Here is a 14,380-nt window from a genome sequence, read left to right on the forward strand (position 1 = left end):
CTCGGCCGGCGGCGCGGGCAGGTCGCGGGCCTCGGTCCACTTCCCGAGCAGGCCCGGCAGGCGGCGGATCCGCCCGCCGCGCGACAGCAGCCGCGCCCACCGGGTGCCGCGCCGCAGCGCCGTCTCGTGGCGGCGCGGGTCGCCCATCGTCCACGCGAGGCCGCGCATCAGCATCAGCTCGGGCGTCGGGACGGGACGCCTGCGGCGCGACTCGACCACCTTCCCGCGCAGATGGACCAGCACGTCCGGGATGTCGATCTTCACCGGGCACACGTCGGCGCAGGCGCCGCAGAGCGTGGACGCGTACGGCAGCGACGCATCGGCGGCGCTCTCCACACCGCGCATCTGCGGGGTGAGGATCGCGCCGATCGGCCCCGGATAGACCGGCCCGTACGCCTGCCCGCCCGTCCGCTCGTAGACGGGGCAGACGTTCATGCAGGCCGAGCAGCGGATGCAGCGCAGCGCGGCGCGTCCGACCTCGTCGGCGAGGGCCCGGGTGCGGCCGTTGTCGAGCAGGACCAGGTGGAACTCGCGCGGCCCGTCGCCCGGCGTCACCCCCGTCCACGTCGAGACGTACGGGGTCATCCGGTCACCCGACGACGAACGCGGCAGAAGCTGCAGGAACACCTCCATGTCCGCCCAGGTCGGGACGACCTTGTCGATGCCGGCGACGGAGATCAGCGTCTCGGGGAGCGTGAGGCACATCCGCGCGTTGCCCTCGGACTCCAGCACCACGAGCGTCCCGGTCTCGGCCACCAGGAAGTTCGCGCCGGTGACCGCGACCCCGGCGCGCAGGAACCGGTCCCGGAGGTGCGCGCGGGCGGCGGCGGCCAGCGCCGCGGGGTCGTCGGACAGGCCGGGCCCGGCGGCGGGCATCTCCCGCCGGAACAGCTCCCTGATCTCCGCGCGGTCGCGGTGGGCCGCCGGCGACAGCAGGTGCGACGGCCGGTCCCCGCCGAACTGGACGACCATGTCGGCGAGGGCGGTCTCGCGGGCGGTCACGCCCATGCGGGCCAGCGCGTCGTTCAGCCCGATCTCCCGCGTGGTGGCCGAGGAGGCCTTCACGACCTCCGCCGCGCCGGCCGCCCGCACCAGGCCGGTGACGATCCCGCGCGCCTCGGCCGCGTCCGCCGCCCAGTGGACGACGCCGCCCGCCTCGGTCACCGCCCGCTCCAGCTCCGCCAGGTGGACGTCGAGGTCGAGGAGCGTCTCGTCCCGGACGGCGCGCCCGGCCTCGCGCAGCTCCTCCCAGTCGGCGGTCTCCGCGGCCGCGGCGGCCTCCCGCTCCCTGACGGCCGCCGTCGCGCCGCGCAGGTTGCGGCGCAGCCGCGTGTCGGCGAGCGCGGACCGGGCCGCGGCGGCGAACTTCGGCGTCGGCAGTTGAACCGGCCCGCCCTGCCCGGCGGAGGACGGCGCCGTCCGCGGGGCGGGGCCCGTCACGCCGGCCCCGTCTCGGCGAGGATCTCGGCCAGGTGCATGGTGCGGACGCCGCCGCGCAGCCGCGACAGCGCGCCGCCGATATGGGCGAGGCAGGAGTTGTCGACCGCGCACACCACGTCGGCGCCCGTGTCGCGGATGTGCCTGACCTTGTCGGCGACCATCGCGACCGACACGTCCGCGTTCTTCATCGCGAACGCGCCCCCGAACCCGCAGCACTCCCCCGCCGCGGGCAGGTCCACCAGGTCGAGGCCCCTGACCGCGCGCAGCAGCCGCAGCGGCCGGTCGCCGACGCCGAGCGTCCGTGCGGACTGGCAGGACGGATGGTAGGTGACCCGGTGCGGGAAGTAGGCGCCGACGTCGGTGACGCCGAGGACGTCGACGAGGAACTCCGTCAACTCGCAGACGGTGAGGGCCTCGGCGGCGCGGGCCAGGCCCGGGTCGCGGGACGCCCGCGCGATCCGCGGGTAGGCGTCGCGGACGGCCGCCGCGCACGACGCGGACGCGGCGACCACGACCTCGGTGCCCTCGAACGCGGCCGTGTACGCGCGGGCGAGGTCGGCGGCCTCGCGGTGGTAGCCGGTCGTCCAGTGGATCTGGCCGCAGCACGTCTGCCCCGGCGGGTAGGCGACCTCGTGCCCCAGCCGTTCCAGCAGGGCGGTCACGGCCTTCCCGGTGTCGGGGAACAGCGCGTCGTCGAAGCAGGCGACGGACAGGGCGACCCGCACCGGCCTCACTCCCCCCACGCCTCGCAAAGCCGTTCCCGCCGAACATCGTAGAGGTTTCCGCCCCGACGGCGTGTCGTTCTTCATCCGTTACGTGCGGGAGGGACGCTATGCCTGGCACCACGGGGTGAGACGGGTCACGGCACTCCGGTACCTCGGTACCAAACGACAACCGTCCCAACGGGCTATAGCCGGTCATGGCGAACCGTTCCACACTGGGGTGCGTCAATTAGGGAAAGCACCACGACCGACCAGTAGTTGAGACCGGAGGCACCACGATGTGCCCGCACCAGCCGCCTTGTCCCGCACACACTGCACCCGACCGCGACGCCGCCCGGACGCTGATCTCGCACCCCGAGCAGGGGTGGAGCCTGCTGTGCAACGGCGTCGTGCTCTTCGAGGACACCGGTGAGCTGCTGCCCGACGGGGGAGTCATCGCACCGCACCGGCCGACGGACCTGCAGGCTCCGTCCGCCGCTTGAACGGGGTCTCCACGGGGGACTAGTTCGAACGGACGATCATCCTCGGGGGCACGGCCACCTGCCCGAAGTCTCTGGGCCCGCACCGGGCCCGGAGCAGATCCGCTACTCCCGGCCGCCCGTCCGCACCGGACGGGCCGCCCATCTCCGCAGCCACGGCTCCGCCGCCCTCCCGACCGCGGCGGGGTCCCGGTTCAGATCGTGGCGCTCCCCCGCCAGCACCGCGACGTGCGCCGCGTCCGCCGCGTCCGGGACCCCGAACGGGTCACGGTCGCCGTTGACGACGAGGACCTCCACCCCCGCCGAACGCAGCTCCTCCACCCGGGTCTTCTCCGGGTTGCGCGGCGGGCGGAGCGGGAAGGCCAGCGCCAGAACGCCCGCCGCCCCGGCGGCGGCCGCCGTCCTGCACGCCACCCGGGCGCCGTTGCTCCGTCCGCCCTGAACCAGGGGGACGTCCCCGAACCCGTCCCGCACCACGCCGACGATCTCCAGCCACGCCTCGTCCTGCTTGGCCGCGGGGCCCGGCGCGCGCCGCCCGGCGAGCCGGAACGGCTGCATCACCCGCGCGACGGCGCCGCCCAGGCCGAGGGCGGTCTCCCGCACGGCCAGCAGGTCGGGCGCGTCCACTCCCCCATTCGACCCGTGCGTCAGCACCAGCAGGAACGCCGGATCGGCCACCTCGTCCAGCGTCACCTCCGCCGGCCCGTGCACGGTCGCGATCTCCATGCCGCCACGGTAGCCGCCCGCCCGAACGGTCATTGCGGCAGACTCTCCCTATGGAGAAGATGACCGACAGTGAGTGGCGCGCCTTCGTCTCCGAGGGAACCCGCACCGGCAAGGCGGGCGTCATCCGTAAGGACGGGGCGCCGCACGTCACGCCGATCTGGTTCGTCCTCGACGGCGACGACGTGGTGTTCAACACCTCCCGCAACACCGTCAAGGGCCGCGCCCTGGCCCGCGACCCGCGCGTCTCCATCTGCGTGGACGACCAGACGCCGCCGTACTCCTACGTCCTGATGCAGGCCGAGGCGTCCCTCATCGAGGACCTCGAGGAGATGCGCCGCTGGGCCACCGCCATCGGCGGCCGCTACATGGGCGAAGAACGCGCCGAAGAGTTCGGGGCCCGCAACGCCGTCCCCACCGAGTACCTCGTCCGCGCCCGCATCACCAAGGTCGTCGCCGAACGCGCCATCGCCCACTGACGGGCGCGCGGTTCACGCGTCGGGCCAGTCGGGGACGGGCGTGCCCAGGGCGAGGCGGAGCCGCTCGGCGAAGCTCTCGTGCAGCAGCGGACCCCACGCGTAGTCGCTCGGGACCCGCACCGCCCTGCCGAGCACCTCGTGCGTCTCGCCCGGCCGCCGCTCGGCGTACCGGACGGCGAGCAGCGCGTACATGTGGTCGAGGGCGCCGAACGCCTCACCGGTGAGCGCGGGGAGCGTCCCGTCCGACACGGCCTGCTCCAGGACGGGCTCCCACCACAGGTCGGCGGGGTCGCCGTCCTCCTCGCCGTCGCCGAAGTCGCGGCGCAGCCGCGCCCGGACCTGCCCGGCGGTGCCCGGGTCGGCCAGCCCCCGCCGCCACACCTCGCCCGCCTCGGCGGCGCGTCCCCGCAGCGGCAGCGTCCGCGCCAGCAGCTCGGTGGCCAGCGGCCCCACCTCCGGGTCGGGCGGCTCCTCCCCCAGCGCCGCGCCGAACGCGCCGATCGCCTGATCGAGGTAGGAGATGCCGAGCGCCACGGCGAGCCGCGCGTAGGCGTACGGGGCGGTGCCCCGGTCGATCAGCCTGAGCCCGGCGGCGAGGATCCGCTGGGCGCGCGCGGGGTCGCCGCGCTCCAGCAGCCGCTGGGCCAGGTCGTGCGCGGCGGGCGGCCCGTACTCGGCGTCACCGGTCCCGATCACCGCCTCCCAGTGCTCGCGCGCCTCCTCGAACTCGCCGGCGTCGTCGGCGATCCTGGCGAGCGCCAGGTGGGCGGGCGGAAGGTAAGCGGCGTTGCCGAAGTCGACCACGACCCGCCAGGCGGGCGCCGCCCTGCCGTGCTCACCGGCCCGCTCGTGCGTGAGGGCCAGATGGTAGGCGGCGCGGGGCCCGTACTCGGGGTCCCCGGTGGCGATCGCGGCCCGGTCCGCCTCCCGCGCCCCGTCCACGTCGCCGGAATCGTCGAGGACGACGGCCAGCCCCAGCGCCGCCTGCGCCCGGCAGGGCGTCTCACCGAGCGCGAGCACCTTCCCGAACAGCAGCGCCGCCCGCTCCGCCTCACCGCTCTCGGCGAGGCTCCGCGCCTCCTCGCACAACTGCGCCGGGTCGTCGGACACACGCTCCGGTGACTCGCTCATCGATCTGCCCTCTGGGGGTCGGGGTCGCCGGAAAGCCTAGCGATCCGCCCCTTCCAGGTCTCGCGACGACACCCGAAATCCCACCAAGATCACACATCCGCTCCCCCCCGACCCCCGCCTCCCACACCACGGATCGTGCGGCCGGAGGCGCCCCAGGCGCCGGAGGTCGCACGACCCGACGAGCCGGGCGACCGCAGCGACACGTCACAGACCTGCAGGGTCACAACTAAGCGAAACCGTGGCGTGAGGATCGACCGGCTCGTGACGGGGGTTCCAGGGGGTCGCCCCCCTGGGAGACCCGCGTTCACTCCTCGAAGGCGTCGGGGGGTGGGCAGGAGCAGATGAGGTTGCGGTCGCCGTAGGCCTGGTCGATGCGGCGGACGGGCGGCCAGTACTTGTCGTCGCGGAGGGCGGGGACGGGGTAGGCGGCCTCCTGGCGGGTGTAGGCGTGCTTCCAGTCGTCGGAGACCAGGCAGGCGGCGGTGTGCGGGGCGTTCTTGAGGGGGTTGTCCTCGCGGTCGTAGCCGCCGTCGGCGACGCGCCGGATCTCGCGGCGGATCTCGATCATGGCGTCGCAGAACCGGTCGAGTTCGGCGAGGTCCTCGGACTCGGTCGGTTCGATCATCAGGGTGCCGGCGACGGGGAACGACAGGGTCGGGGCGTGGAAGCCGTAGTCGATGAGGCGCTTGGCGACGTCCTCGGCGGTGATCCCGGTCTCCTTCGTGATCTTGCGGAGGTCGGCGATGCACTCGTGGGCGACGAGGCCGTTGCGGCCGGTGTACAGGATCGGGTAGTGCGGCGCGAGGCGGGCGGCGAGGTAGTTGGCGCCGACGATCGCGCCCTCGGTGGCGGCGCGCAGGCCGTCCGGGCCCATCATCGCGATGTACGCCCACGAGATCGGCAGGATGCCCGCCGAGCCCCACGGCGCCGCGGAGATGGGGCCGACGCCCGTCTCCGGGCCGGCCTCCGCGCGGAGCGGGTGGTTCGGCAGGAAGGGGGCCAGGTGCTCGCGGACGCCGATCGGGCCGACGCCGGGGCCGCCGCCGCCGTGCGGGATGCAGAACGTCTTGTGCAGGTTGAGGTGCGAGACGTCCGAGCCGAACTCGCCGGGGCGGGCGAGGCCGACGAGCGCGTTGAGGTTGGCGCCGTCCACGTAGACCTGGCCGCCCGCCTCGTGCACGGCCGCGCACACGTCGGTGATCGTCTCCTCGAAGACGCCGTGCGTCGAGGGGTAGGTCACCATGATCGCGGCGAGCCGGCCGCCATGCTCGTCGATCTTGGCGTGCAGGTCGTCGAGGGCGACGTTGCCGCCCTCGTCGCACTTCACGACGACGACGCGCATCCCGGCCATGACGGCGCTGGCGGCGTTGGTGCCGTGCGCGGACGACGGGATCAGGCACACGTCCCGGTGCCGCTCGCCGCGGGAGGCGTGGTAGCCGCGGATGGCGAGCAGGCCGGCGAGCTCCCCCTGCGAGCCGGCGTTCGGCTGGACGGAGACCTCGGCGTACCCGGTGATCTCGGCGAGCGCGCGCTCCAGTTCGCCGATCAGCTCGACGTAGCCCGCGGCCTGGTCGACGGGGGCGAACGGGTGGATGTCCGCGAACTCCGGCCAGGTGACCGGCTCCATCTCGGCGGTGGCGTTCAGCTTCATCGTGCAGGAGCCGAGCGGGATCATGGACCGGTCGAGCGCGATGTCCTTGTCCTGGAGCCTGCGCAGGTAGCGCAGCATCGCGGTCTCGGAGCGGTGCGCGTGGAAGACCGGGTGGGTCAGGTAGGGGCTCTCGCGGCGCAGCGCGTCCGGGAACGCCTCGGCCGCGTCCGCGGCGCCGGCCGCCGGGACGCCGAACGCGTCCAGGACGGCGGTGACGTGCCCGGGCAGCGTCGTCTCGTCGCAGGCGATCCCCACGTGGTCGGCGTCCGCGGGCCGCAGGTTGATCCCGCGTTCGCGGGCCGCGGCGACGACCTCCGCGGCGCGGCCGGGGACGCGGGCGAGGACGGTGTCGAAGAACGCGTCGTGGACGATCTCCACGCCGCCGGCGCGCAGCCCGGCGGCGATCTCGGCGGCGCGGCGGTGGGTCCGCTGGGCGATCGCGGCGAGCCCCTCGGGCCCGTGGTAGACGGCGTACATGCTCGCCATGACGGCGAGGAGGACCTGCGCGGTGCAGATGTTGCTGGTGGCCTTCTCGCGCCGGATGTGCTGCTCGCGGGTCTGCAGCGCGAGCCGGTGCGCGGGGGCGCCGGCGGCGTCGACGGACACGCCGACGAGCCGCCCGGGGAGCTGGCGCTGGATGCCCTCGCCGACCGCCATGTAGCCGGCGTGCGGGCCGCCGAAGCCGTACGGGACGCCGAACCGCTGCGTCGAGCCCACGGCGATGTCGGCGCCGGACTCCCCCGGCGGACGCAGCAGCGTCAGCGCGAGCAGGTCGGCGGCGACGACGACCTTGGCGCCGCGGTCGTGCGCCTGCCCGATGACCGGTTCCAGGTCGCGGACGGCGCCGGACGCGCCCGGGTACTGCAGCAGCACCCCGAAGAAGTCGCCCTCGGGCAGGCCGCCGGCCAGGTCGGCGGTGACGACCTCGATGCCGAGCGGGACCGCCCGCGTCCGCACGACCTCGATCGTCTGCGGGAGGGCGTCGGCGTCGACGAGGAACGTCCCGGGCTCCTTGCGCCTGGAGACGCGGTGGGCGAGGGCCATCGCCTCGGCGGCGGCGGTGCCCTCGTCCAGCATGGACGCGTTCGCGACCGGCAGGCCCGTCAGGTCGGCGACCACGGTCTGGAAGTTCAGCAGGGCTTCGAGGCGCCCCTGGGAGATCTCCGGCTGGTACGGGGTGTAGGCGGTGTACCAGCCGGGGTTCTCCATGACGTTGCGCAGGATGACGGCCGGGGTGATCGTGCCGTGGTAGCCGAGGCCGATCATGGACGTCAGCACGGTGTTGCGGGCGGCGAGTTCCCGGAGCCGGTCCAGCGCGGCGGTCTCGCTCAGCGCGGGCGGCAGGTCCAGCGGCCGGGACGTGCGGATCGCCGCGGGCACCGCGTCGTCGATGAGCGCCTCGATGCCGGAGTAGCCGATGACGGCGAGCATCCGGGCCTGGTCGTCCGGGGAAGGGCCGACGTGCCGGTCGGCGAACGTGGAACGGGGATGCTGCGGCGAGGCCACGGGGGCGAAGAACTGGGCGGTCATGGAGAGCCTCCTGGCTGCTGCGATGCTCAGGTCCGCCGCCGGTGCGGGCCGGCGGCCGGTCTCCCCCTCTGTCATCGGCACCTGAGAGCTTCACCCGCGCGGCGGGGTTTCCCCTTCGGTGAGCCGCCCTTCCCCGCGTGCGGGGACCGACGCCTGCTTTCCAGAGGTGCCTCGCCCGGCGGTCCTTTTGCCTGAGAGGTTCCGGGGAGGTTGCCCCTTCGGCGCCCCACGCTGGCGGCGTGGGGTCTCTCCCGCACAGGGTCGACGGCATGTCCTGGACGAACCCTACCCAAATCCGGGCGCCGCGATCGCCGCGCCCCGCCCGGCGCGGGCGCCCCTGCGGGCGAACCGCTTTACCAATGAGTAGGATGTGAAGGGCTGACCTGGGAGGTAACGGGCCTCGGGGCCTCAGGACGGAGATGGGGCTGCGGGTGCACACGCGACGGCCGGACGGCCGCCGGCCGCTCGACGGCGCGCCGCCGGTTCTGGGACGCTGATCACGATGACGGATGGTCAGGGCGGCGGTACGGCGTGACGCAGACCCACGACGACACGGTGCGTCCCCGGCAGGGCGAGGCGGCCGGTGTGCCCGTCGACGAGCCCGCCCAGCCGGACCGGATCCGCCGCCCGTCGGACGCGATCAGGTTCGCGGCGTCGGTGACCGGCCTCGCGGCGGTGATGCTGCTGGTGTCGTTCGCGCAGGAGACGACGCACGGCCTGCACGCCGACATCCAGGAGGGCACCGCGCACGCGCCCTGGATGCTGCTGTCGCTGGCCACGCTGATCTCCAGCTTCGGCGTGCTGGCCGTGCCGATCGCGTTCGGCATCGAGCGGCTGTTCCACAAGGACGGGACGCGCGTCGCGATCGCGCTGCTGGCCGCCATGATCGCGTTCGGGATCACGGTCGGGCTGGACGACCTCGTGGTGCGGGCGGCGCCCGGCGGCGTCCTGGACTCGCTGATCTGGGGCGGCACGGAGACGGCCCCGATCCACACCGACATCGCCCCCGTGATCGCGTTCGTCAGCGCGGTCGGGATGGCCGGGCGCGCCCGGTGGCAGGCCGCGACCTGGACGATGATCGGGCTGGCGGCGCTGACGGGCCTCACCGCCAACTACGCCTCGGTGTCCGCGCTGGCGGCCACCTTCTTCCTCGGCCGCGCCATCGGGCACGGCACCCTGTACGCGGTCGGCACGCCGAACCCGCGTCCCACGGGCATGGCGGTCGTGGCGGCGCTCGAACGGCTCGGGCTGCGCCCGAAGCGCGCCGCGCGCCTGGACGACCCGGCGGGCGGCGCGGAGGAGACCCGACGGTACGGCGTCGTCCTCGCCCCCTGCCCCGTCGACGGGGAGGGGGACGGCGGCGCCGCGCGGCTCCCGGCGCGGCGCGGCGGCCGCGGCGAATGGGACCTCGAACTCCGCGTCCTGGACCGCGACCAGCAGACCGCGGGGCTGCTGTACCGCGTCTGGCGGCTGCTGCGGCTGCGGTCCACGACGACCGGGCGGGCGCTGCGGTCCCTGCGCAGGTCACTGGAGCAGGAGTCGCTGATGGCCTACGCGGTGGACGCCGCGGGCGCCCGGACCCCCCGCCTGGTCGGCACCTCGGAGGTCGGCACGGAGGCGGCGCTGCTGGCCTTCGAGCACGTGCCGGGGCGGCGGCTCACGGACGTCCCCGGCGAGGACATCACCGATGCGCTGCTGACGGACGTGTGGCGGCAGTTCCGCTCACTGCAGGCGGGCCGGCTGGCGCACCGGCGGCTGCAGGACGAGGCGATCGTGGTCGGCGCCGACGGCCGCGCCTACATCACCGACCTGCGGTCCGGGGAGACCGCGGCGGGCGACCTGGCGCTGCGGCTCGACCTGGCGCAGCTGCTGACGACGCTCGCGCTGCGGGCGGGGCCGGAGCGGGCGGTCCGCACCGCCGCGTCGGTGCTGGGCGGCGAGGCCCTGGCCGCCGCGGTGCCGCTGCTGCAGCGGGTGGCGCTGTCGAGGACGACCCGGACGGCGCTGCGGAGCGACCGGGACCTGCTGACCCGCATCCGGGAGCAGATCGTCCGGCTGAAGCCGGAGACGGAGGTCGCGCCGGCCAGGCTGGAGCGGTTCCGGCCCCGGACGATCTTCAGCATCGTGGCGCTGTCGATCGCGGCCTACATCGTCATCCCGCAGGTGGCGAGCCTGGACGTGGCGACCATGGCGTCCGCGGCGAGCTGGCACTGGGCCCTGGCCGCGCTGGGCGCGGCGGCCCTCACCTACGTCGCCGCGGCGCTCATGCTGATGGGGTTCGTGCCGGAGCGGCTGCCGCTGGGGCGGACGGTGCTGGTCCAGGTCGCCGCGTCGTTCGTGAAGCTGGTGGCGCCGGCGGCCGTGGGCGGTGTCGCCGTCAACACCCGCTATCTGCAGCGCTCGGGTCTGCGGCCGGGCCTGGCGGTGGCGAGCGTCGGCGCGTCGCAGCTGATGGGACTGGTCACGCACATCCTGCTGCTGATCCTCTTCGGGTTCCTCACCGGCTCGACGACGAAGGCGACACAGGATCTCGCGCCGTCCCGCACGATCGTCATCGCGGTGCTGTCGCTGGGGCTGGTGGCGGGGCTGGCGATGACCGTCCCGCGGGTCCGGCGCGTGGTCGCGTCGCGGCTGAAGAGCATGTTCTCCGGTGTGGTGCCCCGGCTGGTGGACGTCCTGCAGACGCCGCGGAAGCTGTTCACGGGGGTGGGCGGGACGCTGCTGCTGACGGCGGCGTTCGTGCTCTGCCTGGACGCCTCGATCCGCGCCTTCGGCGGCTCGCTGCCCCTCACGACCGTCGTGGTGGTCTTCCTCACCGCCAACGCGGTGGGGTCGGCGGCGCCGACGCCCGGTGGTCTCGGCGCCGTCGAGGGGGCGCTGACGCTGGCGCTGACGATCTCGGGGCTCACCGCGGAGACGGCGACGTCGGCGGTGCTGCTCTACCGGCTTCTCACGCTGTGGCTGCCGGTCATGCCGGGATGGGGCGCGTTCACCTACCTGCAGCGGCGGGAGGCGCTCTGATCGCGCGCTCAGCCGGTGCGGCGGGCGCGCCGCCGGCCGGCCAGTTCGTCGTGGGGGTGCTCTGACGGGTCGTCGTCGGCGGCGGCGGCGCGCTCACCGGGTAGTTCCGCGAGGCTGCCCTCCACCTCCTGCCACACCCTTCCGAGCGCTATGCCGAACACGCCCTGACCGCCCTGCAGCAGATCGACGACCTCGTCGGGCGAGGTGCACTCGTACACGCTGACGCCGTCGCTCATCAGCGTGATCTGCGCCAGGTCGCGGACGCCGCGGTCACGCAGGTGGGTGACGGCCGTGCGTATCTGCTGCAGCGAGACGCCGGTGTCCAGGAGCCGCTTCACGACCTTCAGGACGAGGACGTCGCGGAAGCTGTAGAGCCGCTGGCTGCCCGACCCGTGCGCCGGACGCACGCTCGGCTCCACCAGCTTGGTGCGCGCCCAGTAGTCGAGCTGCCGGTAGGTGATCCCCGCGGCCGCGCACGCCGTCGGGCCGCGGTAACCGACATCCTCCGGCGGCGCCGAGACCTGGGTGTCGAAGAGCAGGCCCTGCTCTCCGGCACGCCGGGACGCCATGTGCCTGTCGGGGGTCGCCTTGCCCTCGCCGCTGCTCACCGCCACGCGGACCTCCGGCTTCTATCAGCCCGTGCCGCTTCGTCAAGGGGGTTTGACGAATTACACCACGGGTGTTCCACCAGCACGGTAGGTGCCGGTCAGGGTGTGGTCAACGTTCACCGTCGGCGCGTCGCATGCCCGGATGAACCGGCTTCACGTGGGCAAACTGCGCACCTTCACCGCCTCACCACTCCTACCCCGATGGGCCCCGGGCAAAAACCGCCAGGTCCGGGGCGATGCACAACCAATCGCGGCAGGGCATGAACATGCACACGAGAGTGACATTCCCCACGATCCTCGTATCCCCCGCCGAGCACGGAGCATGCGGACCGGGAACGGCGGGCGTTCGCGGCCCTATCCCGCCCGTCCGAAGTCTTCCGGGGAGATGGTGTCGAGGAACTCGCGGAACTTCTCGACCTCGTCCTCCTGCTCGTCCGGGATGGCCACGCCGGCCTCTTCGAGGACGTCCTCGCTGGCGAAGATCGTGGCGCCGGTGCGCAGGGCCAGGGCGATGGAGTCGGAGGGGCGGGCGCTCACCTCGACGCCGTTGGAGAAGATGAGGTCGGCGAAGAAGATCCCCTCGCGCAGCGCGGTGATGTTGACCGTGCGGAGCTGGACGCTGAGGGCGTCGAGCACGTCGCGGAACAGGTCGTGGGTGAGGGGGCGCGCGGGCAGCACGCCCTGCTGGGCGAAGGCGATCGCGGTCGCTTCGACCGCCCCGATCCAGATGGGCAGGTAGCGATCGCCCTCCGTCTCCTTCAACAGGACGATCGGCTGATTGGAGGGCATCTCGACCCGGACGCCGACGACCTCCATCTGCTTCACTGCGGCTCCCTGCTGGTTCTCGCTGTCTCGATCACCACGTGCAGCGGATCGATTCGTGACCGAACCCTGTAGCCAACGTACACCCAGCCCCGGACAGCTCGCGTTGCCGCGGGTTCGGCAAAATCCTCCGCGGCCGCCATGATCAGCGGTCGAGGCTTTCGCGGAGACCGGCCGACACGAGGGCGGCGTGGAGCCTGACCGACAGGGCGGCGATCTCCCGCGCGGTCTCGGCGGCCTGCTCGTGGGCGCCCCGGCTGCGGCGGCGCAACTGCGGCGCGACCATCTGCTCGATGAGGCCCGCCTGACGGTCGGCGGCGGCCTTGACCGCCCGCAGGTGCCGGACCTCGAAACCGAACTCGCCGAGCGCCGCGGCGGCCCGCGCGATGCTGAGCGCGTCGCCCTCGTAGTGCGCGCCGGTCCTGCGGACGAGACCGTACTCCTCCAGCCTGGCCAGGAGCGCCTCGTCGATGCCGGCGCCGTCCAGGAGCTGGCGGCGGGTCAGCCGGACGGCCGGGTCCTCGGCGGTGGTGTCGGCGGCGACGAGCATGCGGGGGCGGCGCTGCGGCGTGCCGGGGTCGCCGGCGCCGGAGTCGCGGGAGCCGAGCGGCGGGACGCTCTCGCCGCGGTCGCACGCCTCCAGATGCCGCCGGATGACGCGCAGCGGCAGATAGTGGTCGCGCTGCGCCGTGAGGACGAACCGGAGCCGCTCCACGTCGGCGTCGCCGAACTTGCGGTAGCCGGACGGGCTGCGCTGCGGCTCGACCAGGCCCTCGGACTCCAGGAACCGGATCTTGGAGATGGTGATGTCGGGGAACTCGGGCCTGAGCAGGCCGAGGACGTCCCCGATCGTCATCAGGGACCGGGCTGGCTGCGCGTTCAACGCCCCTCCCATCGTCGCCGCGACCCCGTTCTCGTGCTCGCCAGTGCTCGCCCGCGCTCCGCCGGTCAGCCGTGCGCCGGGTTGGTCAGGAAGACCAGCCGGAACTTGCCGATCTGGACCTCGTCGCCGCCCGAAAGCGCGGCCTGGTCGATCCGCTGACGGTTGACGTAGAGGCCGTTCAGGCTGCCCACGTCGCGGACGGAGAACGCGGTGCCCTGGCGGGAGAACTCGGCGTGCCTCCGGGAGACGGTGACGTCGTCGAGGAAGATGTCGCTCTCTGGGTGCCGGCCCGCGGACGTGCGGTCCTTGTCGAGGAGGAAGCGGCTGCCGGCGTTGGGACCCCGCTTGACCACGAGCAGCGCCGTCCCCGGGGGGAGCGCCTCCATGGCCATCTGGTCGGGGCCGACCGGCTCCTCGGCGCCCGCGTCGGTGTCCAGGGCCTCGAACCCGCCGATGGAGATCGTGGACGTGGACTCACCCGGGGACTCGCGGGGAGGCGGCGGCGACGGCGAACTCCGCGTCAGCGGAGTGCCGCAGTTCGAGCAGAAGCGGGCATCGTCCGGGTTGGCGTGACCGCACTGCGTGCAGTAGACGCTCGGCATCGATCGGCTCGGCCTCCTACCATCGGCGTACCGCCGGCGGCCGTCCCGCCGCAGCGGGAGCCGCCTGCGCCACGCGCATCCATCAAACCAACCCACGCCGGGGACCCGCCCCCGACCACGGTCCAACTCACCGGCCGCTCACGCGACGGTCGCCGCAACTTACGCGGGTATTACCCGAGGGGTCAACTGGAACGGTGAGCCGACTGGACCAAACTACATTCGTCGATGATCGCAGGTCTACGCCGCCGCGCGGACGGCTCCGATCGCGACGCCTGTGCCGGGCGCCCGG

General features: G+C 73.8%; 12 protein-coding genes and 2 riboswitches. Of the genes, 3 read left to right on the forward strand and 9 right to left on the reverse strand.

Annotated elements, in window-relative coordinates; translation table 11 throughout:
* Together AB0C35_RS38795 and AB0C35_RS38800 are read right to left on the reverse strand one after the other, a co-directional pair.
* A partial coding sequence (locus AB0C35_RS38795) for a lactate utilization protein B (protein WP_358467381.1) occupies window positions 1-1,380 on the reverse strand: 1,380 nt, incomplete at its 3' end.
* Between the two features lie 56 nt (window positions 1,381-1,436).
* On the reverse strand, window positions 1,437-2,165 hold the full coding sequence (locus AB0C35_RS38800; protein ID WP_358467245.1) for a (Fe-S)-binding protein: 729 nt from the start codon (window positions 2,163-2,165) through the stop codon (window positions 1,437-1,439).
* 275 nt (window positions 2,166-2,440) lie between these two features.
* Here AB0C35_RS38800 and AB0C35_RS38805 point away from each other — a divergent pair, with 275 nt between their 5' ends.
* Window positions 2,441-2,644, forward strand: a complete 204-nt coding sequence (locus tag AB0C35_RS38805; protein WP_358467247.1) for a DUF5999 family protein — start codon at window positions 2,441-2,443, stop codon at window positions 2,642-2,644.
* 102 nt (window positions 2,645-2,746) lie between these two features.
* Here AB0C35_RS38805 and AB0C35_RS38810 read toward each other — a convergent pair whose 3' ends face one another.
* Window positions 2,747-3,367: an alpha/beta family hydrolase gene (locus AB0C35_RS38810; protein WP_358467383.1), complete on the reverse strand. Its 621-nt coding sequence runs from the start codon at window positions 3,365-3,367 to the stop codon at window positions 2,747-2,749.
* 50 nt (window positions 3,368-3,417) lie between these two features.
* On the opposite strand from AB0C35_RS38810, the gene AB0C35_RS38815 reads away from it, so the two are divergent.
* Window positions 3,418-3,843 carry a PPOX class F420-dependent oxidoreductase gene (locus tag AB0C35_RS38815; protein WP_358467249.1) on the forward strand — a complete coding sequence of 142 codons (426 nt, stop codon included), beginning with the start codon at window positions 3,418-3,420 and terminating at the stop codon, window positions 3,841-3,843.
* 12 nt (window positions 3,844-3,855) lie between these two features.
* Here AB0C35_RS38815 and AB0C35_RS38820 read toward each other — a convergent pair whose 3' ends face one another.
* Together AB0C35_RS38820 and gcvP are read right to left on the reverse strand one after the other, a co-directional pair.
* Entirely contained in the window at window positions 3,856-4,974 is a 1,119-nt protein-coding gene (locus tag AB0C35_RS38820) for a tetratricopeptide repeat protein (RefSeq protein WP_358467251.1), read from the reverse strand.
* Window positions 4,975-5,278: 304 nt separating this feature from the next.
* Complete coding sequence (gcvP, locus tag AB0C35_RS38825; protein WP_358467253.1) at window positions 5,279-8,155, reverse strand: aminomethyl-transferring glycine dehydrogenase; 2,877 nt, start codon at window positions 8,153-8,155, stop codon at window positions 5,279-5,281.
* Between the two features lie 61 nt (window positions 8,156-8,216).
* A riboswitch (glycine riboswitch) is annotated at window positions 8,217-8,324 on the reverse strand.
* Window positions 8,325-8,419, reverse strand: a riboswitch (glycine riboswitch).
* A 267-nt stretch (window positions 8,420-8,686) separates the two neighbouring features.
* Here gcvP and AB0C35_RS38830 point away from each other — a divergent pair.
* Window positions 8,687-11,176: a lysylphosphatidylglycerol synthase transmembrane domain-containing protein gene (locus tag AB0C35_RS38830; RefSeq protein ID WP_358467254.1), complete on the forward strand. Its 2,490-nt coding sequence runs from the start codon at window positions 8,687-8,689 to the stop codon at window positions 11,174-11,176.
* Between the two features lie 8 nt (window positions 11,177-11,184).
* Here the strand turns inward: AB0C35_RS38830 and AB0C35_RS38835 are convergent, their stop codons facing one another.
* The 4 genes from AB0C35_RS38835 to AB0C35_RS38850 all read right to left on the reverse strand — a co-directional run bounded on the left by AB0C35_RS38835 (window position 11,185) and on the right by AB0C35_RS38850 (window position 14,091).
* Complete coding sequence (locus AB0C35_RS38835) at window positions 11,185-11,790, reverse strand: MerR family transcriptional regulator (RefSeq protein WP_358467256.1); 606 nt, start codon at window positions 11,788-11,790, stop codon at window positions 11,185-11,187.
* A 348-nt stretch (window positions 11,791-12,138) separates the two neighbouring features.
* Window positions 12,139-12,609, reverse strand: coding sequence for a bifunctional nuclease family protein (locus AB0C35_RS38840; RefSeq protein WP_067468341.1), 471 nt, complete (start codon window positions 12,607-12,609; stop codon window positions 12,139-12,141).
* Window positions 12,610-12,751: 142 nt separating this feature from the next.
* Window positions 12,752-13,489: a MerR family transcriptional regulator gene (locus tag AB0C35_RS38845; RefSeq protein ID WP_358467258.1), complete on the reverse strand. Its 738-nt coding sequence runs from the start codon at window positions 13,487-13,489 to the stop codon at window positions 12,752-12,754.
* A 65-nt stretch (window positions 13,490-13,554) separates the two neighbouring features.
* The gene (locus AB0C35_RS38850; RefSeq protein WP_358467259.1) at window positions 13,555-14,091 is read right to left on the reverse strand and encodes an FHA domain-containing protein; all 537 of its coding nucleotides are present in this window, start codon (window positions 14,089-14,091) and stop codon (window positions 13,555-13,557) included.
* Between the last annotated feature and the right edge of the window lie 289 nt (window positions 14,092-14,380).

It is taken from the genome of Spirillospora sp. NPDC048819, from assembly GCF_040650055.1.
Lineage (GTDB): Bacteria > Actinomycetota > Actinomycetes > Streptosporangiales > Streptosporangiaceae > Spirillospora.